Source organism: Glutamicibacter sp. AOP12-B1-11 (genome assembly GCF_052379245.1).
In the GTDB taxonomy this organism is placed as follows: domain Bacteria; phylum Actinomycetota; class Actinomycetes; order Actinomycetales; family Micrococcaceae; genus Glutamicibacter.
On sequence record NZ_JBQSYL010000006.1, the window covers coordinates 106,058 to 128,758 of the forward strand.

Sequence of the window (22,701 nt, forward strand, 5' to 3'; positions counted from 1 at the left end):
CGATCCGATCTCCGGCTGACCCATAGAGCCGCTTGAATCCGGACAGTGCGGTTCAATCGGCGCCCGCACGCAAGCAGAATTCCGGCTTCGCGGGTCCGGTGCGCAATGTGCCGAGTTAATGGAAATCTTGCCAATTTGAATATTCATGAAGATTATTTCCGGGAACGAAGTTTCTTGGTCGCCGTATTTCAAACGCCCAATTCTTCGTAGACGAACGACCGAAATTGAAGACGGGGATTTATCAAATATCAGCAAGAGCAACGCTGAGTAGGCCTGTTTTATAGATAGTTATGCATGCGTAAAACTCCGTGGGCAAATTCAGAATCCATGGAGAATCCAAAGGGATGCGAGTTTCAAGAATTCGCTGGTTGGTCGTTATTCCATGAAATTTGCGCACCATCATGGTTTCGATTCACCAAGTTGCGAGGACTCCAGAAGTGGCGAATAGTCCGATGCTCCGAGTGCCGCGGCCCCTTGGCTCGCTGTCGCGCCCGCAATCAGGGATTGCCGTCGGTGGGAAACGGATCCAACCAGCAGATCGGTTCGGCGGGGAGGTCCTCCGATGACTGGATTTTCCTGAATCCACGGTTTCTCCACAACTGGTAGCCAGACAACACGCGTTGAACCCGTGCGCCCGCATGATGAATGACAAGTCATGAGTCCTATATGAAAGTTTCGTCATGAAAAACAAACACCAAGTTCTCGGTGCGCAAGGCGAACAAGCCGCCGCCGACTACCTCACCGCACAGGGTTATACGATCCTCGATCGCAATTGGCGCTGCAAATCCGGGGAGCTCGATCTGGTGGCGGCAGATGCCGACGGGTTTGTGCTGGCAGTCGAAGTGAAAACCCGAAGCTCGATACGCTATGGCACCGGCTTCGAGGCGATTACTCCGACGAAATATCGTCGCCTGCAACGATTGCTGATCCAATGGAGCCAAGCCCGCCAACGCTACATCGGCATCTTGCGGATCGACATCGTGGAGGTCTACCCCAAGGCCGCGGGGTTCAGCTGCGAACATCACCAGCAGGTGCGGGCATGAGCGTGGCACGCACCTGTGCGGTCGCGCTGCACGGGGTGCAAGCCGCGCTGATCGATGTGGAGGCGGACCTTGGCAACGGCATTCCTGGATTCCTGATTCTGGGCCTGCCGGATGCCTCCCTGAACGAGGCCCGCGAACGAATCAAAGCCGCCGCCCGAAACAGCGGGATTCCCCTGGCCAACCGGAAGCTCACGGTGAATCTCAGCCCGGCGACGCTGCCGAAATTCGGCTCGGGCTTCGACTTGGCGATCGTCATCGCGGCCTTGGCCGCGGACAACCAGCTGTCCGTGCCAGCACGGACGATCTTCTTAGCCGAGCTGGCCCTGGACGGTACCTTGCGGCCGGTGGCCGGGGTGCTGCCCACCGTACGGTTTGCGCTCGGCGCTGGCTACACTCATGTGGTGGTGAGTGCCGCTAACGCCCAGGAGGCAGCGCTCGTCCCCGGTATGCGGGTTACCGGGGCGGAGCATCTCGGAGAAGTGCTGGAATTTTGCGGGGCACCGGTGGAAAGCATTCGCACCTACCTTCGGCATCGGCGCCAACCCACCGAACAAGTGCCCGCGGCCGATGAGCCACCCCAAGATCTATGCCTGGTCAACGGCCAGCTCGAAGCCAAGCTGGCCTTGGAAATCGCAGCCGCGGGCGGTCACCATCTGATCATGGTGGGACCGGCCGGAGCGGGCAAGACGATGCTGGCGCGCTGCCTGCCGGGCATCCTCCCGCCGCTCGATGACCCCGACTCGCTCGAAGCGACGGCGATCCATTCGATTACCCGCGGCGGGCAAGGCGGCATCAAGCAACTTCAACGAACGCCTCCCTTCGTCGCGCCACACCATACCGCCTCGGCGTCGGCCTTGCTCGGCGGCGGAAGCAGAGCCATTCGCCCCGGTGCGATCACCCGGGCCCATGCCGGAATATTGTTCCTCGACGAAGCCACCGAATTTCAAGCCGGTGTGCTCGATGCGCTGCGCCAACCGGTCGAGGAAGGGCGGATCAACCTCGCCCGAGCCAGCGGACATCAACAATTGCCTGCGCGTTTCCAACTGATCTTGGCCGCCAACCCGTGTCCTTGCGGACGCAACTTTGGAACCGGCACCGCGTGCACCTGCACCCCCAACGCCCGGAGGCGCTACTTCTCCAAGCTTTCCGGACCCCTGCTGGACCGCATCGACCTCCAGGTTCGCATGAACGCGGTCACCGGCCAGCAGCTGCTCGGGCGGGATGCCGTTGAAGCCAGCGCACAGGTCCGCGAACGAGTTCTGCAGGCCCGCGCGCGGGCCACCGAAAGACTCAAGCCTTGGGGGCTGAATTGCAACGCACGCCTATCGGCCAAGGTCTTGCGCCGAGAACTTCACTACCCGCAGGCCACGCGGCGGGCGCTGGAACTCATCTCGGAGCAGGCGGATCTTTCGGCCCGCGGCATGGACCGCATGCTGCGTGTCGCGTGGACCATAGCCGACCAGCAAGAACACCAAGAGCCGACGGTGGACGATCTGGACGCCGCACTGCATTTTCGGCAAAACCTCGAGCCCCGATAGGAGATCGGTCATGCATTGTTCCTACACTCCCGAGCAGTTGTGCCTCGCAGAACTCAACACGCTAATTGAGCCAAACGACTACGCCTGCAATGGACTGCTGCAACTGATGAGCCCGGCCGAACTCGTGCGGCTCATTCGCCGCGAAGACCATGTACCTGGCGGGCTGGCAGTTGCCTTGGCCGAGGTGCTGGGGCAGGGTGCATCGGGAAGCCGGACGCTGAGCTTGCCGGTGGCGCTCACCCGCTGGCGCAAACGCCTGGGCTTCAGCAACCCGTTGGACGCACTTGACCGCATCTCTGCGCTCAACGGCGGATTACTCACGCCGACCGATGCAGCCTGGCCGGCCCAGCTCGATGAGCTCGGCCTGGGCAAGCCCCTGTGCCTATGGTGGCGCACCAGGCGTCCGCAGCTACTGGCCGTGCAGGAGGCGCAGCGCTGCATTTCGATTGTCGGCTCACGAGACTCCAGCGACTATGGACACCAGATCACCTACGAGCTGGCACGCAAATTGGCCCTGCGCGGATTTACCATTGTCTCGGGTGGCGCCTACGGAATCGACGCCAGCGCCCACCGAGCGGCGCTCTCGGCCGCGGATCTGGAGGCGCCAAGCTATCCGACGATCACGATTCTGGCCGGGGGAGCGGATAAGCCCTATCCGGCGGGAAACGAGACGTTGCTCGGGCAGATCATCGACACCGGGTTGCTGCTCTCCGAGGTGCCTCCGGGGACCGCGCCCACTCGCTTCAGATTCCTCAATCGCAACAGATTAATCGCCGCGATCAGTAGGCTTACGCTAGTTACGGAGGCTCGGCACCGGTCCGGGGCGCTGAACACCGCCAGTCACGCGGTGGACCTGGGGCGGGATGTCGCCGCGGTTCCGGGCAGTGTCTATTCACCAAATTCGGCCGGCACCCACCGACTGCTCGCCGCCGGTACCGCAGCCCTGGTGACCAGCGCGGCAGATGTGCTGGAGCTGATCGGTGTTCCATCCGAGCCACCTCGGCCGGTGCCAGAAACCGTGGATGTCCAGGACGCGCGGCCGACCGACGGGCTGAGCAAGCCGCAATCAATGATCTACGACGTGATGAATTTTGTGCAGGGAAACGTGCCGGATGAAATTTCGGCCCTGAGTGGCATTCCGATTCTGGACACCCTGCGTGCTCTGAGCGCCTTGGAACGGCTCGGAAAGGTCGAGTCCAATGGGGCGCGCTGGCGGTTGGTGCGCCGCGGATCCGTTTCGGCGAAGAACGCGGTAAATTGAAGGAGATGAAGCCCGAACTTTCCAGCCCCGCACCTCTACAGATCCCGGCGGCCATTGCCGAGCCGATCGCCGACTATCTGGATTATCTTCGCCTGGAACGCGGCCGGAGCGAGAATACCTTGCGTGCTTATGGCGTTGACCTTCGCCTCGTCGCTGGCCATCTGGCCGGAAATTGCAAGGTCCGGCAGTTGGACGAGGTGAGCGTGGAGATGCTCCGCGAATGGTTGGCTCAGCTGCACGAGGCCCAAATTTCCCGCACCACCATCGCCCGGCGTATCTCGTCGGTGAAAAATTTTTTTGCCTGGGCGCTCAAACACCAAATTGTCGCCAAGGATCCGGCGCTTCGGTTGGTGGCCCCAAAGAAGGAGCAGCGCCTGCCGCATGTGCTGCAGTCCGGGCAGATCGACCGGTTGCTCTCCCGGCCAGCGCCGGAGCCGCCCGCAGAATCTTCGGACATCCCCAAGACCAAGGCCGACAGGCAGGCGGAACAAAAACGCCAGGCGATCGCAGCCCGAGATCGGGTGATCGCGGATTTGCTCTACGCCTCGGGGCTGCGCATCAGCGAGCTGGTGTCCCTGGACATTGCAGACATTGATTTTGAACGGCGCACCTTGCGGGTGACAGGTAAGGGCAATAAGGAACGCGTGGTGCCCTTCGGCAAGCCTGCAGAGCGCGTCATCGAACCTTGGCTGAAAAACCACCGCCGCGTCTTGGCACTGCCCGAAGCCGAAGGCGCATTGCTGGTCGGAGCCCGCGGGGCTAGGCTCAATGTGCGCCAGGCCCGCCAGGTAATCGCGCAGGCTCTTGAATCGTTGGGGGACACCTCGGCGAGCGGACCGCACGCGTTGCGGCACACCGTGGCAACGCATTTGCTCGACGGCGGAGCAGATCTGCGTGCCGTGCAAGAGTTCTTGGGGCACTCATCTTTGGCAACCACGCAGCTATATACCCACGTATCGGTGGAGCGCCTGCGGCAGAGTTACCGGCAAGCGCACCCGCGTGCCTGATGATTTGGGTGAAATCTAGGAGAAGTTCCCGGTACAGCTGGCGAAAGCGCGGCAGTTCGGGCAAAATGGTACTTGTCGGTAGGAATTGCACTTCGACGAAGTTGACGTAGGGGAAGACGATCAACATCGTAACGGAGGATGGCATGTCTGCACCGATGACCAGAGGCGTGATCTTTATTCACTCGGCCTCTGCCGCGTTATGCCCACATCTGGAGTGGGCCATAGAGGCGGTGCTGGGTGGACCGGTCAAGATGGACTGGACCGACCAGCACGTAGCGCCTGGACTTCGTCGCGCCGAAATTAGCTGGACCGGCCCACAGGGTACCGGGGCCACGCTCGCCTCTTCCATGCGTGGTTGGCAGCATCTGCGATTCGAAATCACCGAAGAACCAAGTGAAGGCTGCGATGGCAGCCGCTGGTCTTTCACCCCGGATCTGGGAATCTTCCACGCAACCGTCGACGTCTCGGGCAACATTATGGTCGGCGAAGAGCGCATCCGTTGGGCCTACGAAAAGGGCGACGGGAACGCGGCCGTCTTCTTCCAGGAGATGTCCATTGCCCTCGGTGAAGCCTGGGACGAAGAACTTGAACCTTTCCGCCACGCAGGTGAAGATATCCCTGTTCGATGGCTCAACCAGGTGGTATAACAACTGGTTAATAAGTCTCCGGGAGACCGTCTGCGTCTTCCCGAGTAAATCCCCGGTGGTGCGGGGTGTTACCGCAATACAAACGGGATCCCGATGTGAATCGGGATCCCGTTTGCCGGTGTTGGTTCGTTAGCGCACCACGTCGTACACGTTCTTCTGGATGCCATTGGAATACACGGCCGAATCGATGAGCTCCAATTTCTGCGCCGGCAACGAAGCCTCGCTGAACAGCCGCTTGCCCGCGCCGAGCAGCACGGGGAACACCAACAGGTGGTACCGGTCGACCAGCTGGTGCTCCTGCAGGGAATGAAGCAAGGTCGCGGACCCGTGCACAATCAGCGGTCCACCATCGCCGGCACGGAGCCGCGCCACCTCGGCGGCAGATCGCAAGATCTGCGTCTGGCCCCAGTTGTCCACCAGATCATGATCGTGCAGTGTCGTAGAGACCACGTATTTGGGCATCGCGTTGTACTTCGGGAAATCCTCGGTCAAATCCGGCCAGACGGCGCTGAAGGATTGGTAGCTGACTCGGCCCAGCAGCATGGCTTCGGCTTCATCTTGTTCGGCTCCCTTCAGCTCATAGGCCGCGGGATCAAAATCGACGCTGGACATGGTCCACCCGGTGTTCCGGTACCCCGGTTCGCCGCCCGGGGCCTCCATGACCCCGTCCGCCGAAACAAACGCTGTCGCGATGAGCTTGCGCATGGCAGTTCCCTTCTCCCTAGGTTGCCGATACCGCCGAGCCTAACAACGCTGGGGGCGGCGAACAATAGTTATGCCCCGCCAACCGGTGGTTAAAACACCGATGGCGGGGTGCCTCTAGAGAACTAGAGGCGCCCCGCCATCGAATCAAGCGGTCGCTAGACGCTGCGGATTGCCACCACGGCGTTATGCCCGCCGAAACCGAAGGAATTGTTCAGCGCCACGATGCTGCCCTCTGCCGGAAGCAGTGCAGGCTCGCCGGTGACGACCTTCAACGGGATCTCCGGATCCTGGTTGTCCAGGTTGATCGTGACCGGAGCCTTGCGGTTGTAGATCGCCAAGGTAGTCAGCACCGACTCGACGGCACCGGAGGCGCCGAGCAGGTGGCCCATCTGCGACTTGGTGGCCGAGACCCAGACATCGTCCAGGTGATCTCCCAGAGCGGCCTTCAGCGCGGTGTATTCCGGCTTGTCGCCGACCGGGGTGGAGGTTGCATGGGCGTTGACGTGGACGACGTCCTCGGGCTGGATGAGGCCATCGAACATGGCCGCCTTCAGCGCACGAGTCGCGCCCAGGCCCTGAGGGTCCGGCGCGGTGATGTGGTGCGCGTCGGAGGTGACCGAGGTACCGGCCAGTTCGGCGTAGATGCGTGCGCCACGTGCCAGCGCATGCTCTTCGGCCTCCAGCACCAGCGCTCCGGCGCCTTCGCCCATGACAAAGCCATTGCGGTCGATGTCGTAGGGGCGCGAGGCACCCTGCGGGTTGTCGTTGCTGCGCGAAAGCGCCTGCATTGAAGAGAAAGCGGCGATCGGCATCGGGTGGATCGCGGCTTCCGCACCGCCGACCATGACGATATCGGCCTTGCCCGAGCGGATCAGTTCCAGTCCCACGTGCATGGCCTCGGTGCCCGAAGCGCAAGCGGAGACCGGAGTGTGCGCGCCGGCTTCGGCACCCAAGTCCAGCGACACGGCAGCTGCCGGGCCGTTTGGCATGAGCATCGGCACGGTCATCGGCAGCACGCGGCGTGGGCCTTTTTCGCGCAGGGTGTCCCAGGCGTCCAGCAGGGTCCAGACCCCGCCGATGCCGGTGGCGAAGGCGACGGCCAGCTTATTGCGGTCGAATTCTTCGATCCCCGAGTCCTTCCACGCTTCGCGCGAGGCAACCACGGCGAACTGGGTGGAAGGGTCCATGCGCTTGGCTTCCACGCGGGAAAGCACATCGGTGGCCGGGACCGAGGCGCGCGCTGCGAAGGTGACGGGCAGGTTGTATTCCTCCACCCAGGAATCGGTCAGGGTGGCGGCGCCGGAGACGCCCTTGAGGGCGTTCTCCCAAAGGGTGGGGACGTCCCCACCGATGGGGGTTGTGGCTCCGAGACCGGTGATCACTACTTTGCGCGCCATCATCAAACTCTCTACTGGGCGGTGTAAAAATATTGGGGGCCGGCTTCACGTACCGGCCCGTGCGTGCGGCTTTCCCGCACGACGGATTGCCGCACCGCTACGGGTGGGCGATAATGCTTAGGCCTGTGCGGCGGCGATGAAGCTCACTGCGTCGCCAACGGTCTTCAGGTTCTTGACTTCCTCGTCCGGGATCTTGACCTCGAACTTGTCCTCTGCCTCAACGACGATGGTCATCATCGAGATCGAGTCGATGTCCAGGTCTTCGGTGAAGGACTTGTCCAGCTGCACGTCGGCAACGTCCAGGCCGGTCTCGGCGTTCACGATTTCGGCGAGGCCCGCCAGGATTTCTTCGTTGCTAGCCATCAGGTGGCTCCTTTTCTCGTAGTGCCGGAATATTCCGGTCATTGTGTGTGGCGCAGTTCCCCGTGCGGGGCACTGTCCGGCTTAGTGAAAATTTTACTGGTTCCCACCAGGCGGTGTTCGCCTTCGGGTTAAAGCTTAGGGCAGGAGTACTACCTGAGCGCCGAAGACAAGCCCCGCGCCGAAACCAATCTGCAAGGCGAGCTTGCCCGAAACCTCAGGGTGCTCGCGGCGCATGCGGTCCATGGCCATCGGAATCGAGGCCGCGGAGGTATTGCCGTTTTCGGCGATATCGCGGGCCACCACCACCGATTCGGGAAGTTTCAGCTGCTTGACCATCTCGTCGATGATGCGCATATTCGCCTGATGCGGGATGAACGCGGCCAGATCCTCGGCTTCGATCCCGGCCTCGTGCAAGGCCTTGCGGGCCATCTTCGCCATTTCCCACACCGCCCAGCGGAAGACCGTCTGGCCGTCCTGGCGCAGCGTCGGCCACGGGTTGGCGTGTTCCTCCAGCGGTTCGTCCACGGCGCTTTCCAGCAGCTCGTTTTCGCTGCCGAGCACCGATTCGCGCAATGCCAGCTGCGAGTGGGTCATGCTGATCGCATTCCACTTCGAACCGTCCGAACCCCACACCGACGGGGAGATCCCCGGAACCTCGGAGGCGCCGATCACCACGGCGCCTGCGCCGTCACCGAGCAGGAACGAGATGGTGCGTTCGGAATTGTCGATGTAATCCGAGAGCTTCTCCACGCCGACCACCAGCACGTGCTGGGCCAGCCCGGCACGCACCAGCGCGTCGGCCTGAGCCACCGCGTAGCAGTAGCCGGCGCAGGCGGCAGAAATGTCATAGGCCGGGGCCGGGGTAGCGCCCAAGCGTTCGGTCAGCGCGGAGGCGGCCGACGGGGTGGCATGCGGGAAGGTGACCGTGGCGACGATGACCGTATCCAGCTGCTCGGCGGTAATTCCGGCGTCCTCCAAAGCGCGGCGGGAGGCGGCTTCGGCCATATCCAGCACCGAGGTGTTCGCATCCGCGCGGTGGCGGGTGATGATGCCGGTGCGCTGGCGGATCCACTCGTCCGAGGAGTCGATCCATTGGCAGATGTCGTCGTTGGTCACCACGACATCCGGGCGGAAGGATCCGGTGCCCAGGATGCGGCTGTAGGCGTTGGTGGCCGGAGTTTTCAGTTGCACGCTCATGATTGCGGAAAGCTGCCCGTCTGCTAGTTGGCGGTGTGCTCGGCGACGAAGTCGCGGGCCGCGCCCAGGTCTTCGGGAGTTTTCAGCGCGAGGGTTTTCACGCCCTTCAGTCCGCGGCGGGCCAGGCCCACCAGGGTGCCTGCGGGGGAGAGCTCCAGCAGTCCGGTGACGCCCTGGGCTGCGAGGGTCTCCATGCACAGATCCCAGCGGACCGGGCGGGAGACCTGGGCTACCAGCGAGCCGAGGTTCGCCTCGCCGTTGGCCACCGGGGCACCGTCGAAGTTCGAGAGCAGCAGCTGAGCCGGGGCCTGCGGGGCCAGCGTTTTCGACAGTTCTTCGAGCACGCCCACCGCGGGGGCCATGTGACTGGTGTGGAATGCGCCGGCGACCTTCAAAGGGATCACGCGGGCCTTCGCCGGGGGGTTGGCCACCAGCGTTTCCAGCTGCTCCAGGGTGCCGGCGGCGACGGTCTGCCCGCCGCCATTGGCGTTGGCCGGGGTCAGTCCCAGCTCTTCAAGCTTGGCGAGCACCTCATCGGGGTCTCCGCCGAGCACCGCTGCCATGCCGGTAGGGGTGGCAGCTGCGGCTTCGGCCATCGCGTTGGCGCGGGTGCGCACGAAGCTCATTGCATCGTTTTCGCCCAGCGCGCCGGCCAGGGCCGAGGCGGTGATTTCGCCGACCGAGTGTCCGGCGAGGACGGCACCGGCGGGCAGCTGCGCACCGAACAGGGCACGCGCGGTCACCAGCCCGGCGGCGACGATCAGCGGTTGGGCGACGGCGGTGTCCTTGATGGTCTCTTCATCCGAGACGGTGCCGTAGGCGATGAGATCGCGTCCGGTGATCTCGCTCAGGGCCGAGAGATGGTCGCGAACGCCATCCACTTCGAGCCAGTCGGTGAGGAAACCTGGGGTCTGGGAGCCCTGTCCGGGGCAAACGATTGCTAGCACTCTTACAGCTTTCCAAATAGTTGCGGCTTCACGCGCGGTATTTCGGTACCAAGCTCGTGGTGGCTCTTTGTAGGAACTCTACAAAAGCTTATCGTACGCCGAGCATGAAAACCCATGTAATGCGCTTGTGTTGCGCCGGTTGAACTGTGCGGTCTCCATAAAAACCGGGGTGCGGCTAGTTCGCCTCGGCGAGCCGGCCGACCACCAGCGCGGTTTGCAGCACAAATGCGTCGCGGGGCACCAGCGGATCCCAGCCGGTCACCTCGGAGACGCGCTTGAGCCGATAGCGCACGGTGTTCGCGTGCACGAACAGCGCCCGGGCGGTCCCCTCCAAGGAGTGCCCCAGGGAAAGATAGCTGGAGAGCGTTTCGAGCAGGCCGTTGCCCGCATGCAGCAGGGGCAGGTAGACGCGCTCGATCAGCGCGGTCCGCGCCATCTGGTCGCCGTTGAAGACGCGCTCGGGCCACAGGTCGTCGGCGCCCACCGGCGCGGGCGCCTGCGGCCAGGCTTTGGCCGCGGCATAGCCGGCCACCGCGGCGCTGGCGGCGGTGTGCATATCCTTGACCGTGGCTGCCATCGGAGAGTAGACGATCGGTCCGGGCCCGAAGAACCTGGCAAAGCGCGAGAGGTCGGCTTCCTCGAATTTGGTATCCGAGAGCATCAGGATCGCCCGCTCGCCGAGCACTCCCACCAGCGAGTCGCTGGAATAGCGCAGCGCCATCCGGCGCAGCGCGGCGACGAAGGTCACCGAGTTCGAGCCCGGGGTGGTGCCCACCATGATGCGGATGTTCTTCTGCGACTTCCAGCCGATGGCCGCGATGCGCGAGGAAAGCGAATCCTGGGATTCACCGTGCAGCACCGCGTCCACCACGTGGGCTTCGAGCCGCGAGTCCCAGGCGCCGCGGGTTTCGGCGGCCCGGGCGTATACGTCGGCGGCGGCGAAGGCGACCTCACGCGAGTAGCGCAGTACCGCTTCGCGCAGCTGGGCCTGTTCGTTCTCCGCGGCGATATCGGGCACCTGGGATTCGACGACCTCCACGATGGTGCGCAGCAGCGCCAGCGCTTTCTGCAGCGAGATGGAGCGGGTCAGCTCGGTGGGGGCGGCGCCGAAGACGTCGTTCATCACCCAGGCCGGGGTGGATTCGGGTTCCTCGTACCAGGAGACGAAGGTGGAGATGCCCTTCTGCGCGACCAGCCCGAGGGCGGCGCGTTCGGCCGGTTCCAGCGAGCGGTACCAGGGCAGGGATTGGTCCAGGTATTTCAGCGCCGTGGTGGAAAGCACCCCGAGGTGGCTTTTGAGCCGGCGGATGGTTTCCGGCGTCGGTTTGGGCAAACGCACGGCGCGCGAGCGCACGCTCGATGTGGGTTCGACCTGAGGACTCATAATTCACAGCATACGGAAGTTTTCCGGTACTCGCTCGTAGGTTTGCCCCGCCGCGAAGCGAATATGAGGTTAATAACCGCAAGGGCACGAAGGCAGTTGAACTGCCTTCGTGCCCTTGCCGCTTCGGCTTGGCCTAGCTCGAGGCTAGGAGTCGCCGCCCGCGTTGCCGGAGGTTCCGGCGTTCGGGTTGTTCAGGTCGTACTTGGCGTGCGCCTTCACCGCGGTGTCCGCCGGGATCTCGCCGCGTTCTGCCAGCGAGGCCAGGGTCTTGACCACCAGGGTGTGCGAGTCGATCTTGAAGAAACGACGCGCCGCGGCACGGGTGTCGGAGAAGCCGAAGCCGTCCGCGCCCAGAGTGTGGAATTCACCAGGGACGTAGGGGCGGATCTGCTCCGGCACCGCACGCATGTAGTCGGTGGTGGCGATGACCGGACCGGTGGTGGACTCGAGCTTCGAGGTCACAAACGGCACCGGACGGGCCGAAGCCGGATCGGTGAGCACCTTGTCGTCGGCGATCTGGCCGTCGCGCGCCAGCTCGTTCCAGGAGGTCACCGACCAGACATCGGCCGAGACACCCCACTCATCGGCGAGGATCTGCTGGGCTTCCACGGCCCAGGCAAGTGCCACGCCGGAGGCCAGCAGCTGGGCGCGCGGCCCGTCGGTGGTCGCTTCCTTCAGCAGGTAGATGCCCTTGACGATGCCCTCGACGTCCACATTCTCCGGCTCGGCAGGCTGGGAGATCGGCTCGTTGTACACGGTGAGGTAGTACATCACGTTTGGATCTTCGTGCTTCCCGCCGTACATCCGGTCCAGACCCGAGCGCATGATGTGCCCGATCTCGTAGCCGAAGGCCGGATCGTAGGTGACCACTGCCGGGTTGGTTGCGGCAAGCAGCGGCGAGTGGCCGTCGGCGTGCTGCAGGCCCTCGCCGGTCAGCGTGGTGCGCCCTGCGGTGGCGCCGATGATGAAGCCACGGGTCATCTGGTCCGCGGCCGCCCAGAAGGCGTCGCCGGTGCGCTGGAAACCGAACATCGAGTAGAACACGTAGATCGGGATCAGCGGCGCGTCGTGCGTGGAGTAGCTGGTGCCCGCGGCGGTGAAGGCCGCGACTGCGCCGGCCTCGTTGATGCCCGGGTGGATCAGCTGTCCGGCAGGGGATTCCTTGTAAGCCAGCACCAGATCGCGGTCCACGGACAGGTAGTTCTGCCCGGCCGGGTTGTAGATCTTGGCGGTCGGGAAGAAGGAGTCCATGCCGAAGGTGCGCGACTCATCGGGCACGATCGGCACGATGCGGTGGCCGAAGTCCTTATCGCGCATCAGGTCCTTGAGCAGGCGCACGAAGGCCATGGTGGTGGCCGCCTGCTGCTTGCCCGAACCGCGCTTGGCGAAGGCGTAGGACTTGTCCCCGGGCAGGGAGATCGGCGTGCTGGTCTCCTTGCGGCGGGTTGGCACCGCGCCGCCGAGTTCCGCACGGCGTTCCATCATGTATTTGTACTCCGCGGAGTCAACACCTGGGTGGTAGTACGGCGGCAGGTACGGATCGGCTTCGAGCTGCTCGTCGGTGATCGGGATGCGCAGGTGATCGCGGAAGCCCTTGAGGTCTTCCAGGGTCAGCTTCTTCATCTGGTGGGTCGCGTTGCGCGCCTCGAAGTGCGTGCCCAGGCCGTAGCCCTTCACGGTCTTGGCCAGGATGACCGTTGGCTTGCCCTTGAACTCGGTGGCTGCCTTATAGGCCGCGTAGACCTTGTGGTAGTCGTGGCCGCCGCGCTTGAGATTCCAGATCTCGTCGTCGGTGTACTCGGAGACCAGTTCCTTGGTCTCCGGACGCTGGCCGAAGAAGTGCTCGCGCACGAATGCGCCGGACTCCGCCTTGTAGGTCTGGTAGTCGCCATCCGGGGTCTGGTTCATGACGTCGACCAGTGCACCGTCCGGATCGGCTTCGAGCAGGGCATCCCACTCGCGGCCCCAGACGACCTTGATGACGTTCCAGCCGGCACCGCGGAAGAAGGCCTCGAGTTCCTGCATGATCTTGCCGTTGCCGCGCACCGGACCGTCGAGGCGCTGCAGATTGCAGTTGACCACGAAGGTGAGGTTATCCAGCTTTTCATTGGCTGCCAGCTGGAGGAATCCGCGCGACTCCGGCTCGTCCATTTCGCCGTCGCCCAGGTAGGCCCAGACGTGCTGGTCGGAGGTGTCCTTGATGCCGCGGTTGTGGATGTAGCGGTTCAGCTGCGCCTGGTAGATGGCGTTTGCCGGGCCCAGACCCATCGACACGGTTGGGAACTGCCAGAAGTCCGGCATCGAACGCGGGTGCGGGTAGGAAGGCAGCGCGTGGCCTTCCTTGGACTTCTCCTGGCGGAATCCGTCCATGTCCTCTTCGCCCAGTCGTCCTTCGAGGAAGGCGCGGGCATACATGCCCGGGGAGGCGTGGCCCTGGAAGAAGACCTGGTCTCCGCCGCCGGCGTGGTCCTTGCCGCGGAAGAAGTGGTTGAAGCCGACCTCGTAGAGGGTGGCCGCACCGGCATAGGTGGAGATGTGTCCGCCGACGCCGATGTCAGGGTGCTGGCCGCGGTGCACCATGATCGCTGCGTTCCAGCGCATGAATGCGCGGAAGCGGCGTTCTACGGACTCGTCGCCCGGGAATTCTGGTTCCTGGTCCACCGGAATGGTGTTCACGTAGTCGGTGGTGGTCACGTGTGGGACACCGACGGATTTCGCGCCGGCACGCTGCAGCAGCGAGCGGATGATGAACTGGGCACGTTCGGTGCCCTGCGCCTCGACGAGCGAGTCGAATGAGTCCAACCATTCCTGAGTTTCCTCGGGATCCCGATCGGATAGCTGGTAAGTCAAACCACTACGGATCTGGGAGATGTGTTCCTCTACAGCCACGGAAGCTCCTTGATTGAATTGCGGCTCCGTCGATCTGGTCTAAGTTTTGGACCGTTCAACGGGTTGGGACTTTGAGACAGGCACACTTGAGTGACGTGAGCATCTCGTTTCAACCCATACTCTAGTTCTTATGGGGAAGTGAAAAGTACACGTTTTTGACCCAAAAACGGCTTATATCTGACTTATTGAGTGACATGTGCAACTCAGTACAGGAGCTATGTGGTCAATGGTCGTGTAAGAATGATGTTAGTCACAATGCATCGAGGTAGAATTACCGGCGTGTTACGTCGTTAGCGCTTGAATGGGACGGCAAAAGAGTGTTTTGTTGTTAGTAACGCTTTGTAGCAGCAGGAGGAAATGAAGTGAGCGACGCCGTATCGGCAAACCTGGAACCCGCTAAGATTATGGGTTTCAAAGATGAAGACCTTATTCAGGAACTGGGCTATGACGAAGACGTGGACTTCGATCTTCGCGATGCTATCGAGGACCTGATCGGTTCAGAATTGCTCACCGAAGACGACCACGACGTAGTCGATTCAGTCATTTTCTGGTGGCGCGACGGCGATGGTGACTTGGTCGACGCCCTAATGGATTCATTGGATTGCCTTGATGAAGGTGGCATTGTTTGGCTGCTAACCCCTAAGCAGGGTCGGGCCGGACATGTGTCCCCAACCCAGATTCAACAGGATGCTCCCACCGCGGGGCTTCATGTAACTACAACCGAGGGTGTCTCCGAGGATTGGTCCGCCATCCGCCTGGCACCACGCAAGAAGAACTAATGATCGAAACAGGTTCACGCCTGTTCGATTTCTCGCTGGAAAATCAGTACGGCGAAACGATCACCAGCACCCAGCTCGCTTCGGGCCGGGTGCTGGTGGTTTTTTATCCGTGGGCATTTTCCCGCGTCTGTGGATCCGAGCTGGCAGAAATCCAAGAACACCACCAACTTTTCAGCGAGCGGCAGGTGCGCGTCTGCGCAATCTCCGTGGACCATAAGTTCACACTGCGCTCCTACGCCGAATCCCTGGGCATAGAATTCGACTTGCTCGCCGACTTCTGGCCCCATGGGGCGGTTGCCCGGCTGGCTGGCGCCTTTGACGAAGAAAAGGGCGTGGCAACACGCCGATCGCTGTACCTGGTCGACGGTGTGGTGCGGCGTGCCATCACCAGCGCCATGGGGCAACCGCGGGCCCTGGCTGACTACCTCGAAGCCATCGACTCCTCTCAGTGATGCAGTTCACGCCAAGAATGGCCCTATCGATTTGCGCGGTAGGAAAAATGCCGGTAAAGTTATTTCTCGTTGGCTTGGGGAAACGCAAGACAGCATAAAGGTTTGGGCCTTTAGCTCAGCTGGTAGAGCGTCACGTTTACACCGTGAATGTCATCGGTTCGATCCCGGTAGGGCCCACCAAAGTAAAAGCCTCTCTCACTTGGTCATTTAGACCTGTGAGGGAGGCTTTTTTGTTGTTTCTGGTGGTTCTGCTAGGTTTTCAACTTCCGCTTGTTTCCAAGGGTTTACAAACGCTTCCCAGAGCTAAACCCGTAAGGAAACCGTAAGGCTACGCCGCCGAGAACATGGTCTCCAGCCGCGACGCTACATCGTCCAAATCCTGATCGAACAAGCCAGCGTAGGTGTCCAGAGTAATCGACGCCGTCGCATGCCCCAGCATCCTCTGCACGGCTTTCACTGACGCGCCAGACTGCACCAACCACGAAGCCGCGGTATGCCGCAGATCGTGCACCCACAACCCGGCCGGCAGTGTCACCCCGGTTTTGTCTCCCCGCGCTCGTAGCTTTGCTGCGTTCGCGTTCACTGCGGCTACCGCGTTGTCAAAATCCCGGCGCTTGAAATTATTGGGCCTGATCTGCAGGCCACGGGCGGTCGTGAACAGGAAATCATCGGGCCGTCGCCCTTTCACCAGCTCCGCCAGCATGACAGCGAGGAATGAGGTCACGGAGACGGTCCTGGCTTTACCGGACTTCGGCGGCCCAACTACGGGCGACCCTCCGCGCACAAACACCACGGCACGCTCCACGCGAATGCGCCCACGCCCCAACTGCAAGTCCTTCACCCTCAGCTCGACCGCTTCCCCGATACGTAGGCCACAACTGGCAAGAAGCCACACCAGGGGCCGGTACCGTTCATGGATAGTGTTGGCCAGCGCCGTTATCTGAGGAACGTTCAGGAACATGTATTCCCGGGCACGCCCTTTCGGAAGGTTGACCTTCGACGCTGGATTCTTGGCGATGAGTTGTTCTTCCACGCACCAGTTCAGGAAGGTGAGGAACCGGCCGTGAATCGTGTCTACGGTGCGAGCGGCCAACTGCATATTGACGACCCATTCTTGGACGTCGCGTTTCCGCACGGCGCCCACGGTCCAGTCGCCCCAATGGGGTTTCAGATGGGCACGGATGTCTGACTCAGCAGCGACTCGCGTAGAAGGTTTCCAGTGAACAGACGAAGTAGACCAGCGTTCTAGAAGTTCCATGATGAACGTGTTGCTGTCCGCGGTATTGAAGTAAGAGCCGGTGCCTTTGTCTGTGGTGACCTTGTTTAGGTGCGCTAGGGCTTCGTCTTTAGTGCGGAACTTTTTGGTTCTTTCTTGCCCGTTCCGGTCATCCCAGACGGCTTGCCAGCGGGAGCCGACTCCGTAGGTTGACTTGCGTTTGTATTTGCCGTTGGTGTCCTTCTTCTTGGAGAGCCAGCGGTCTTCTACTCTTGAGACCATTGTGTACCGTCCTGTTTTTGGGTGCGCTCTAGTAGGCGCATGTATGCGTGGATGTCTCGGGGGAGCACGTCGAGTTCGTGGGCCAGTCCGGTTGCTGTGGTGTGTACCGCGGCGGCGTGTGTGAAGCATTCGTGCTTGATGAGCCAGGACGCGGCGAGCTCTTCGGCTTGGCGTTCTTGGCGGGGCGAATGGCCCGTGTGTTGCAGGTATGCGTGCGCTGTCTCGTGTGCGAGGGTGGAGCGTCGCTGGATGGGTGCCATGAGTGGGCGCATGAGGATTGTATGGGTGGCGAGGTCGTAGGCTCCCCACCAGCCGTGTGGCAAGTAGCGTTCAATTATTTTTGGGCGTATGCGTGAAAGCACTTCTTCGAACATGAGTTCGAATATAAATAGTTGAACCGACAATTAGACCATTGGTGCACTAACTAGCGCCTCGGCCGGGAGTGAAGCGTCACGCCCTGCCTAGTCTTCGGGTAACTGCTCCGGATCGATACCCTTCTCACCTTTATCTGCCGCGAGGCGATCAAGGCCCACTGGAAAGGGTTCGTGAACGCTGGCGACTTCGTTCTGAGCCTGGCTGATCTCGGCTTGCTCTTGCCACCACAGCATGTTCTCTGACGTCTCCCGCAAGACTCTTTGTGAAGACTCTGGCAGTGCGCCAGCTCCGGGAAGCGTGAGGTCCTGCATCTCGGATATGACTGGCAGTCCGAGAGATTCTGCGTAAGCGGTTACGACATCGATTACGCGTACGCCCAGGCCTTTTGCGAGCCCTATGATGACGGCGTTTTCTTTTGGCCAGCTGAGGATTGGTTTATTGACAAGGCGGTCCAGGTTTGCACGTGTTGGCACACCGCCACATGCACGGGACAGGGCTTCAAGGCTGCGGTCACCGCGCTTGTTGAGGATGAGCTCGCGAATGCCTTGTGTTGGTTTCGTGTTCATGTGTTGAATCCTCTGCCAGTCGCTGTCATTAGTGCCATCGCACGCATGTTCTACCTGATAACCAACAATTCTTCCCCATGAACCCCGCGTTGATAACCAATTAGATGACGACCGTGCAATGTGCCCAACGCTTCATTAATAAAACCTTGCAACCAGTACTTGCATAAGTGATAACTGCTGTGTCGAGATATTGCTATCACTAGTTGCAAGAACTGATAACTAGAAAGGCCTACGGGTGTCCCCGTTTAGAACCAAGAAGAAGTGGTAGGAGAGAATGTTTATGCGACTACCCTCAGTGCAACGATTGAAAACATTCGTCTACACCAAAGAGGACCTGGAAGCCTACAGAAATGGCGAACCCATTGATCCACGCAAGACAACTCAACGGTCACTTGCTCGCCGGGTCAACGTGAGTCAGGCATTCATAAGCCAGCTGGCATCCGGGAAAAAGACCAGCCGCAAACCTGAAACCGCCGAGTGGATTTCGGGGGTGCTCGGCGTGGACGTAACCGTACTTTATGACCCTGAAAAAGCAATCACTGCTGGCTCTGCTTGAGTTCGGTAATTGCATAAATATTTTGAAATGACACGCCGGTGACTGCACAACCAATGGCCATCGAAGACTTCGAATGGCGCGGAGACGCGCTGGACATTGTTGAACGCTAGACGACGCAGGGCCGGCAGTTCACAGCAGACGACCTCCGACAGGAGATCGGACTCCCAGCACCATGCCAGAACATGGTCGGCCCAATCTTCACTACAGCACAACGCCGCGGGCTGATCGTCAAGGTCGCAAACAGTGTCTCCCGGACAAAATCCCGGCACGACGGACACCAATACGAATGGCTGGGACTAACAGATCAGGAGCGCATGAAATGAGCGATCTCACCATCAAAGAAGCCGCCGGCGAACTCTCCGTGAGCCAAGAACTCGTCCGGCAGCTCGCCAACCGCGGCCGATTGCGCGGAGCATACAAATCCGGCCTCGGTGGTCGTACTTCACTGTGGCGGATCCCAGCAAAGGCACTGGAGCTGTATCGGTCTTCGCAACCACAGGGGTACCGGGAATGAATCGCTGGCTACCGAAAAACGGTTTGAAGCTCACCAGCAACGGCGAGCGGGCCATCGTCACAGGGGTTGGAGTCTGGATCGTCTTCATGGTGGGAACGGCTTCCTGGCTAGAAGGAAATATCAACACGAACGTGAGAGTGATCTAAATGCAGGGTCTCGTATTCAAAGAAAGTAGCCACCGGTACCGCATGGACGGGAAGCACGTCACGGGCGTGACGACCATCCTGGGCGGAGGTATCCAGAAACCATGCTCGGCAAACGCATTGGAACAAAACCAGAAGCAACATCCGAAGGCGCCAAAGCAGTTCGTCAAGCACTCAAAGCAACCCGGGGCGCAGCCTCATTCTAAAACTTTTTATGCCAACCGCTGCACTCAGTGCTTGCAAACCCTGCTCAGATTGGGAGCAATCAGGGTTCACGCTGAAGCAAACCACTTGGACGGGTGGGTTTCCTCGTTCGAACTCTTGAAAGGCTCTCAAGATGGATTCTACGGCTCCTGAAATTTCCACTCTCGAAATACCGAAGCCTCCCGACTGGCTTAATGCCAACGTTTAACACCACTGGGTGGTGAACGGCAAGCTTGTCAAAGCTTGGCGTCACGGTGCGCGCATTTACGCACGGCAGGCCAGGCTGCCAAAGGGGGTCGACCGAGTGCAGGTTGACGCTTACGTATGGAAGTCATCGAGGCGCGCCTATGACCCGCACAACCTGATGTCGACGTTGAAGCCGGTGGTTGATGGGCTTGTTGATTATGGGCTGATTGCCGATGATTCTTCGGGGTATCTGGCTGGCCCGTTCATCCATCATGGCGGATATGGTCCCGAGAAGCTGGTGCTTGTGATTCAACCAGTGGGCGCATAATTTTGTGGTTATAGTTGCAATTACAGATTGCTAAGCTTTCAACTGTCGACAAGCAAACACCCCACCATCTGAGCGTGGGTATCGAAGGGGGGGTAACCGTGAGAACCAGACATATCACTCAAACAATTCTCGTGACGGGAGGTGTCGCCGCCGGATTCCTAGCCGGCATAGCGTTCGAAAACACCACCACCCAGACCGCGTGCACCGCGGCGATGGACTGGGCTGATGCAGCAGTCCGGGTAGCTGGCCAAGCCTGGGTGGACGTTACCGAGCCCACCGCCTACGACCACCACGCCGCACAACAATACGCTGCAGCCCAGGAATGCCGAGACCAACTGTGAACCCCGAACTAGACCTCGGGGTGATGCGTTCCTTGGTGGATGGTGGCAACGTGCTCGCGAAGTCCGCAGTCCTCGCGCTGATTGAGCGCGTGCAGCGTGCGGAGTGGGCCTTCGAACGTATGGAGCAACAAGCACTTGAAGCCGAAGCCAAACTTGAAGCCGCACTAAAAGTTAGCCAAGAACGCCCAGCCTGCGCAGAAGATGCCGAGCGCAGGCTATCCGAGTCAGAGGAACGTAAGAACATCTACAAGGACAAGCTCCAAGCCGTGCGGGAAGCACTCACTGAGGTGCAAGGCCGCGGGCAACGGATCTCCAATAAAGAGAAGAACGGCTCAATCCGAAGCTATGAACGCGCAGCCCGCGGTGACGGCTACCTCGAAGCCGCACGTCTTGGCCTCGCCGCACTGGACGGTGAACACGCAAAACAGCTCGGCGGTACGCCCACCGGCGAATTCGCGGAGGTATGCTCATGCGGGAAGTCCTACTGGCCATGCGACTCACTGGACGGTGAGTCATGAGCGCGGGTGAGGAATCCCTCAAATACCAAGGCATCCTCAAATGGGACGACCTCCACGATTCATTCGCCGTTCGATCAGGAAAAATGACGGAGGTACCGAAGCCTGGATTCATTTCCCAACGCATTGATCTTGGTGGCCAAAACTCCAGGAACAATGCTTTATTTGGTAGGATCTTCCACGTCGCTTCTGTTCGCAGTCTTTTTCCGACGCGCTCGAAGCTGCATCATTCTATCTTCCCCTTTCTGAGTAAGCTTCCAGTACTTCTCGGAGTCATTTACTGCCCGTTTAATCGTGCCTCGTTCGACAAGTCGTAATGCCATAAGTTGAATAAGTACGTCACCGAAGGGATCGCTAGAAGTGATTTCCATTTCATTTACTTTCGCTACATTCTTATCCTCATAGGCGACGGTTGCCGCCACCCTCCGCAAGACAGAACTGACCGCGCTTCTAAATCGCCGTTCGCTGGTTTCATGCAGCAATGCGGGAGCAATGCCAGCGAATATCTCGTTCCACGATGCCAAGCACTCCTGCTTGGCCGAGTAGTACTTCGAATAAATCGAGTTGTACTCGTAGCTAACGTTGAATTCATAGTGGTCGTCACCGTCTTCAAGGTCAGGAAAGACTGGCGCAATCTCCAGAACCGACTCGGCAGCAGCAGCGGCACGAAGTTCAATCAGCTCGCCTCGAATTTCAGGTGTCATGGCTGCGTCTCCGCGGACCCAACCAATGGCTGGGCGCCTCCTGAACATATCAGTCAAGGAAACAGCGACTCCCGCAGCCAGTTCGTGTGCATTCTCGAAGAACTGTGCGTTTCGAGATTTGCCTGCTTTTTCCTTGAAATCTTCCAGTTTGGCTGCTTTGTCGGGATTTTTATCCGTCATGCCCTGGGGAATCGAGTCCGGGTTTCGGTGCATGAAAATCATCGTTGGCTTCGAAATCTCCTGCGCGTAGTCATACTCCATTTCGGTATAACTCAGCTGCGTTCCGTCATCTTCGGAGCCATACCTGCCGCCAATGATCAGGCAGTAATAGTCAGAGTCGTCAATTACGCCCTTGATCAAGTCCCATTTGTCTTCATCAGAAGCAGGGAAAAGTTCCATTCCTGCCGGAAACGCGTTCAACTTCAACAGAGTCTGAACGACAGATTGGCGTTCAACTGCAAGGTCAACGAACGTCGAGCTGACAAATACCTGAACACGCTTTTCCACAAAATCCCCAATTCTCAATCACGAACTATCAGACTACCCAACGGAAAAGCCGCCTGCTGGATTATTGCGGCACAAAGTCCCAGACAGAGGAGATTCCTTGGACTCACGAGTGGCTGGCGCGGCGCGGTAGCCACGGCAGTCACACTCTGGAAGAGCGACACGAAGTACGCGGCTAGCAAGATCGCCAACGGGCTGCTGATCTAAGGCGAGACGAATCGTGGCGAAGTCTGTCGTATTCGAAAATCTCCTGCCGGGCTACATGCTTTGGGCATACAAGAATGGAGCCACCAAGTGAACCCGACCCCGCTAAACCCGGACGCGCTCAAAGAAGCCGGTCGAGTCTTGAAGAATCTCGTGTCGTGCGAGGAACCGGAGAAGCGCTGTGACGGGTGCGAGCACGAGGCGGGCATGATCGTGTCCGCTTACCTCGCCGCCGCCCAGCCGGTAGTGAATAGCGCGGAAGCAATCCCGGCTAAGATGCGGATGCTCGCATGGGAAGGCGGAGATTTCGAAGTCGGGGAAATTCCAGAAGGACACGTGCTCGTCGGATTCGAAATGGCGACCGACCGCGCATGGTTAATGGCTGACAAGGTAACCATCCGCATCGAACGTCCGGAAGAATCGTGAGCCGCAAAAAAGCAAGGGCAACCGGAAA

General features: G+C 60.4%; 25 protein-coding genes and 1 tRNA gene. 15 read left to right on the plus strand and 11 right to left on the minus strand.

Features of this window, described 5'->3' with window-relative positions; genetic code table 11:
• Nucleotides 1–680: 680 nt before the first annotated feature.
• The 5 genes from ACT3UQ_RS05075 to ACT3UQ_RS05095 all read left to right on the plus strand — a co-directional run bounded on the left by ACT3UQ_RS05075 (nt 681) and on the right by ACT3UQ_RS05095 (nt 5,496).
• Nucleotides 681–1,043 carry a YraN family protein gene (locus tag ACT3UQ_RS05075; RefSeq protein ID WP_105552021.1) on the plus strand — a complete coding sequence of 121 codons (363 nt, stop codon included), beginning with the start codon at nt 681–683 and terminating at the stop codon, nt 1,041–1,043.
• Nucleotides 1,040–2,581, plus strand: coding sequence for a YifB family Mg chelatase-like AAA ATPase (locus ACT3UQ_RS05080; RefSeq protein ID WP_105552022.1), 1,542 nt, complete (start codon nt 1,040–1,042; stop codon nt 2,579–2,581). Before ACT3UQ_RS05075 ends, ACT3UQ_RS05080 begins: the two co-directional genes overlap by 4 nt.
• Before the next feature lie 10 nt (nt 2,582–2,591).
• Nucleotides 2,592–3,842 carry a DNA-processing protein DprA gene (gene dprA / locus ACT3UQ_RS05085; protein ID WP_444615847.1) on the plus strand — a complete coding sequence of 417 codons (1,251 nt, stop codon included), beginning with the start codon at nt 2,592–2,594 and terminating at the stop codon, nt 3,840–3,842.
• A 5-nt stretch (nt 3,843–3,847) separates the two neighbouring features.
• Nucleotides 3,848–4,849 (plus strand): tyrosine recombinase XerC, encoded by a 1,002-nt coding sequence (locus ACT3UQ_RS05090; protein WP_444615849.1) that lies wholly within the window; start codon nt 3,848–3,850, stop codon nt 4,847–4,849.
• Nucleotides 4,850–4,992: 143 nt separating this feature from the next.
• Entirely contained in the window at nt 4,993–5,496 is a 504-nt protein-coding gene (locus ACT3UQ_RS05095; protein WP_096287023.1) for a DUF3145 domain-containing protein, read from the plus strand.
• Nucleotides 5,497–5,625: 129 nt separating this feature from the next.
• On the opposite strand, the gene ACT3UQ_RS05100 is transcribed toward ACT3UQ_RS05095, so the two are convergent.
• From ACT3UQ_RS05100 to aceE, 7 genes are all read right to left on the minus strand, one after another.
• Nucleotides 5,626–6,201, minus strand: a complete 576-nt coding sequence (locus tag ACT3UQ_RS05100; protein WP_105552025.1) for a dihydrofolate reductase family protein — start codon at nt 6,199–6,201, stop codon at nt 5,626–5,628.
• Between the two features lie 155 nt (nt 6,202–6,356).
• Entirely contained in the window at nt 6,357–7,598 is a 1,242-nt protein-coding gene (locus ACT3UQ_RS05105) for a beta-ketoacyl-[acyl-carrier-protein] synthase family protein (RefSeq protein ID WP_105552470.1), read from the minus strand.
• A gap of 117 nt (nt 7,599–7,715) precedes the next feature.
• On the minus strand, nt 7,716–7,961 hold the full coding sequence (locus tag ACT3UQ_RS05110; RefSeq protein WP_096287019.1) for an acyl carrier protein: 246 nt from the start codon (nt 7,959–7,961) through the stop codon (nt 7,716–7,718).
• 135 nt (nt 7,962–8,096) lie between these two features.
• Nucleotides 8,097–9,158, minus strand: coding sequence for a beta-ketoacyl-ACP synthase III (locus ACT3UQ_RS05115; protein ID WP_096287017.1), 1,062 nt, complete (start codon nt 9,156–9,158; stop codon nt 8,097–8,099).
• 23 nt (nt 9,159–9,181) lie between these two features.
• Nucleotides 9,182–10,105, minus strand: coding sequence for an ACP S-malonyltransferase (locus tag ACT3UQ_RS05120; protein ID WP_444636588.1), 924 nt, complete (start codon nt 10,103–10,105; stop codon nt 9,182–9,184).
• Nucleotides 10,106–10,280: 175 nt separating this feature from the next.
• A complete protein-coding gene (locus ACT3UQ_RS05125) occupies nt 10,281–11,489 on the minus strand; it encodes a PucR family transcriptional regulator (protein ID WP_105569130.1) in 1,209 nt (402 codons plus the stop codon).
• A 144-nt stretch (nt 11,490–11,633) separates the two neighbouring features.
• Complete coding sequence (gene aceE / locus ACT3UQ_RS05130) at nt 11,634–14,378, minus strand: pyruvate dehydrogenase (acetyl-transferring), homodimeric type (protein WP_096287011.1); 2,745 nt, start codon at nt 14,376–14,378, stop codon at nt 11,634–11,636.
• 404 nt (nt 14,379–14,782) lie between these two features.
• Between aceE and ACT3UQ_RS05135 the strand changes: the two genes are divergently transcribed.
• The 3 genes from ACT3UQ_RS05135 (at nt 14,783) to ACT3UQ_RS05145 (ending at nt 15,789) form a co-directional block, all read left to right on the plus strand.
• Complete coding sequence (locus tag ACT3UQ_RS05135; RefSeq protein WP_105649268.1) at nt 14,783–15,157, plus strand: DUF3052 domain-containing protein; 375 nt, start codon at nt 14,783–14,785, stop codon at nt 15,155–15,157.
• A complete protein-coding gene (locus ACT3UQ_RS05140) occupies nt 15,157–15,609 on the plus strand; it encodes a redoxin domain-containing protein (RefSeq protein WP_444636589.1) in 453 nt (150 codons plus the stop codon). The genes ACT3UQ_RS05135 and ACT3UQ_RS05140 overlap by 1 nt, the downstream gene beginning before the upstream one ends.
• Nucleotides 15,610–15,713: 104 nt before the next feature.
• A tRNA-Val gene (locus ACT3UQ_RS05145) sits at nt 15,714–15,789 on the plus strand.
• A gap of 148 nt (nt 15,790–15,937) precedes the next feature.
• Here the strand turns inward: ACT3UQ_RS05145 and ACT3UQ_RS05150 are convergent.
• The 3 genes from ACT3UQ_RS05150 to ACT3UQ_RS05160 form a co-directional block, all read right to left on the minus strand.
• A complete protein-coding gene (locus ACT3UQ_RS05150; RefSeq protein WP_444636590.1) occupies nt 15,938–17,107 on the minus strand; it encodes a tyrosine-type recombinase/integrase in 1,170 nt (389 codons plus the stop codon).
• Nucleotides 17,092–17,481 carry an ImmA/IrrE family metallo-endopeptidase gene (locus tag ACT3UQ_RS05155; protein ID WP_444636591.1) on the minus strand — a complete coding sequence of 130 codons (390 nt, stop codon included), beginning with the start codon at nt 17,479–17,481 and terminating at the stop codon, nt 17,092–17,094. The genes ACT3UQ_RS05150 and ACT3UQ_RS05155 overlap by 16 nt, the downstream gene beginning before the upstream one ends.
• A gap of 87 nt (nt 17,482–17,568) precedes the next feature.
• Nucleotides 17,569–18,048 (minus strand): hypothetical protein, encoded by a 480-nt coding sequence (locus ACT3UQ_RS05160; RefSeq protein WP_444636592.1) that lies wholly within the window; start codon nt 18,046–18,048, stop codon nt 17,569–17,571.
• A gap of 295 nt (nt 18,049–18,343) precedes the next feature.
• On the opposite strand from ACT3UQ_RS05160, the gene ACT3UQ_RS05165 reads away from it, so the two are divergent.
• From ACT3UQ_RS05165 to ACT3UQ_RS05190, 6 genes are all read left to right on the plus strand, one after another.
• A complete protein-coding gene (locus ACT3UQ_RS05165) occupies nt 18,344–18,604 on the plus strand; it encodes a helix-turn-helix domain-containing protein (protein ID WP_444636593.1) in 261 nt (86 codons plus the stop codon).
• A gap of 319 nt (nt 18,605–18,923) precedes the next feature.
• Complete coding sequence (locus ACT3UQ_RS05170; protein ID WP_444636594.1) at nt 18,924–19,118, plus strand: helix-turn-helix domain-containing protein; 195 nt, start codon at nt 18,924–18,926, stop codon at nt 19,116–19,118.
• Entirely contained in the window at nt 19,115–19,264 is a 150-nt protein-coding gene (locus ACT3UQ_RS05175) for a hypothetical protein (RefSeq protein WP_444636595.1), read from the plus strand. The genes ACT3UQ_RS05170 and ACT3UQ_RS05175 overlap by 4 nt, the downstream gene beginning before the upstream one ends.
• Nucleotides 19,265–19,769: 505 nt before the next feature.
• Nucleotides 19,770–19,979 carry a hypothetical protein gene (locus ACT3UQ_RS05180; protein WP_444636596.1) on the plus strand — a complete coding sequence of 70 codons (210 nt, stop codon included), beginning with the start codon at nt 19,770–19,772 and terminating at the stop codon, nt 19,977–19,979.
• A 98-nt stretch (nt 19,980–20,077) separates the two neighbouring features.
• Nucleotides 20,078–20,320, plus strand: coding sequence for a hypothetical protein (locus ACT3UQ_RS05185; RefSeq protein WP_444636597.1), 243 nt, complete (start codon nt 20,078–20,080; stop codon nt 20,318–20,320).
• A complete protein-coding gene (locus tag ACT3UQ_RS05190; protein ID WP_444636598.1) occupies nt 20,317–20,838 on the plus strand; it encodes a hypothetical protein in 522 nt (173 codons plus the stop codon). The genes ACT3UQ_RS05185 and ACT3UQ_RS05190 overlap by 4 nt, the downstream gene beginning before the upstream one ends.
• 158 nt (nt 20,839–20,996) lie before the next feature.
• Here the strand turns inward: ACT3UQ_RS05190 and ACT3UQ_RS05195 are convergent, their stop codons facing one another.
• Nucleotides 20,997–22,046 carry a DUF4062 domain-containing protein gene (locus tag ACT3UQ_RS05195; protein ID WP_444636599.1) on the minus strand — a complete coding sequence of 350 codons (1,050 nt, stop codon included), beginning with the start codon at nt 22,044–22,046 and terminating at the stop codon, nt 20,997–20,999.
• A gap of 291 nt (nt 22,047–22,337) precedes the next feature.
• Between ACT3UQ_RS05195 and ACT3UQ_RS05200 the strand changes: the two genes are divergently transcribed.
• Nucleotides 22,338–22,673, plus strand: coding sequence for a hypothetical protein (locus ACT3UQ_RS05200; RefSeq protein WP_444636600.1), 336 nt, complete (start codon nt 22,338–22,340; stop codon nt 22,671–22,673).
• Nucleotides 22,674–22,701: the final 28 nt, after the last annotated feature.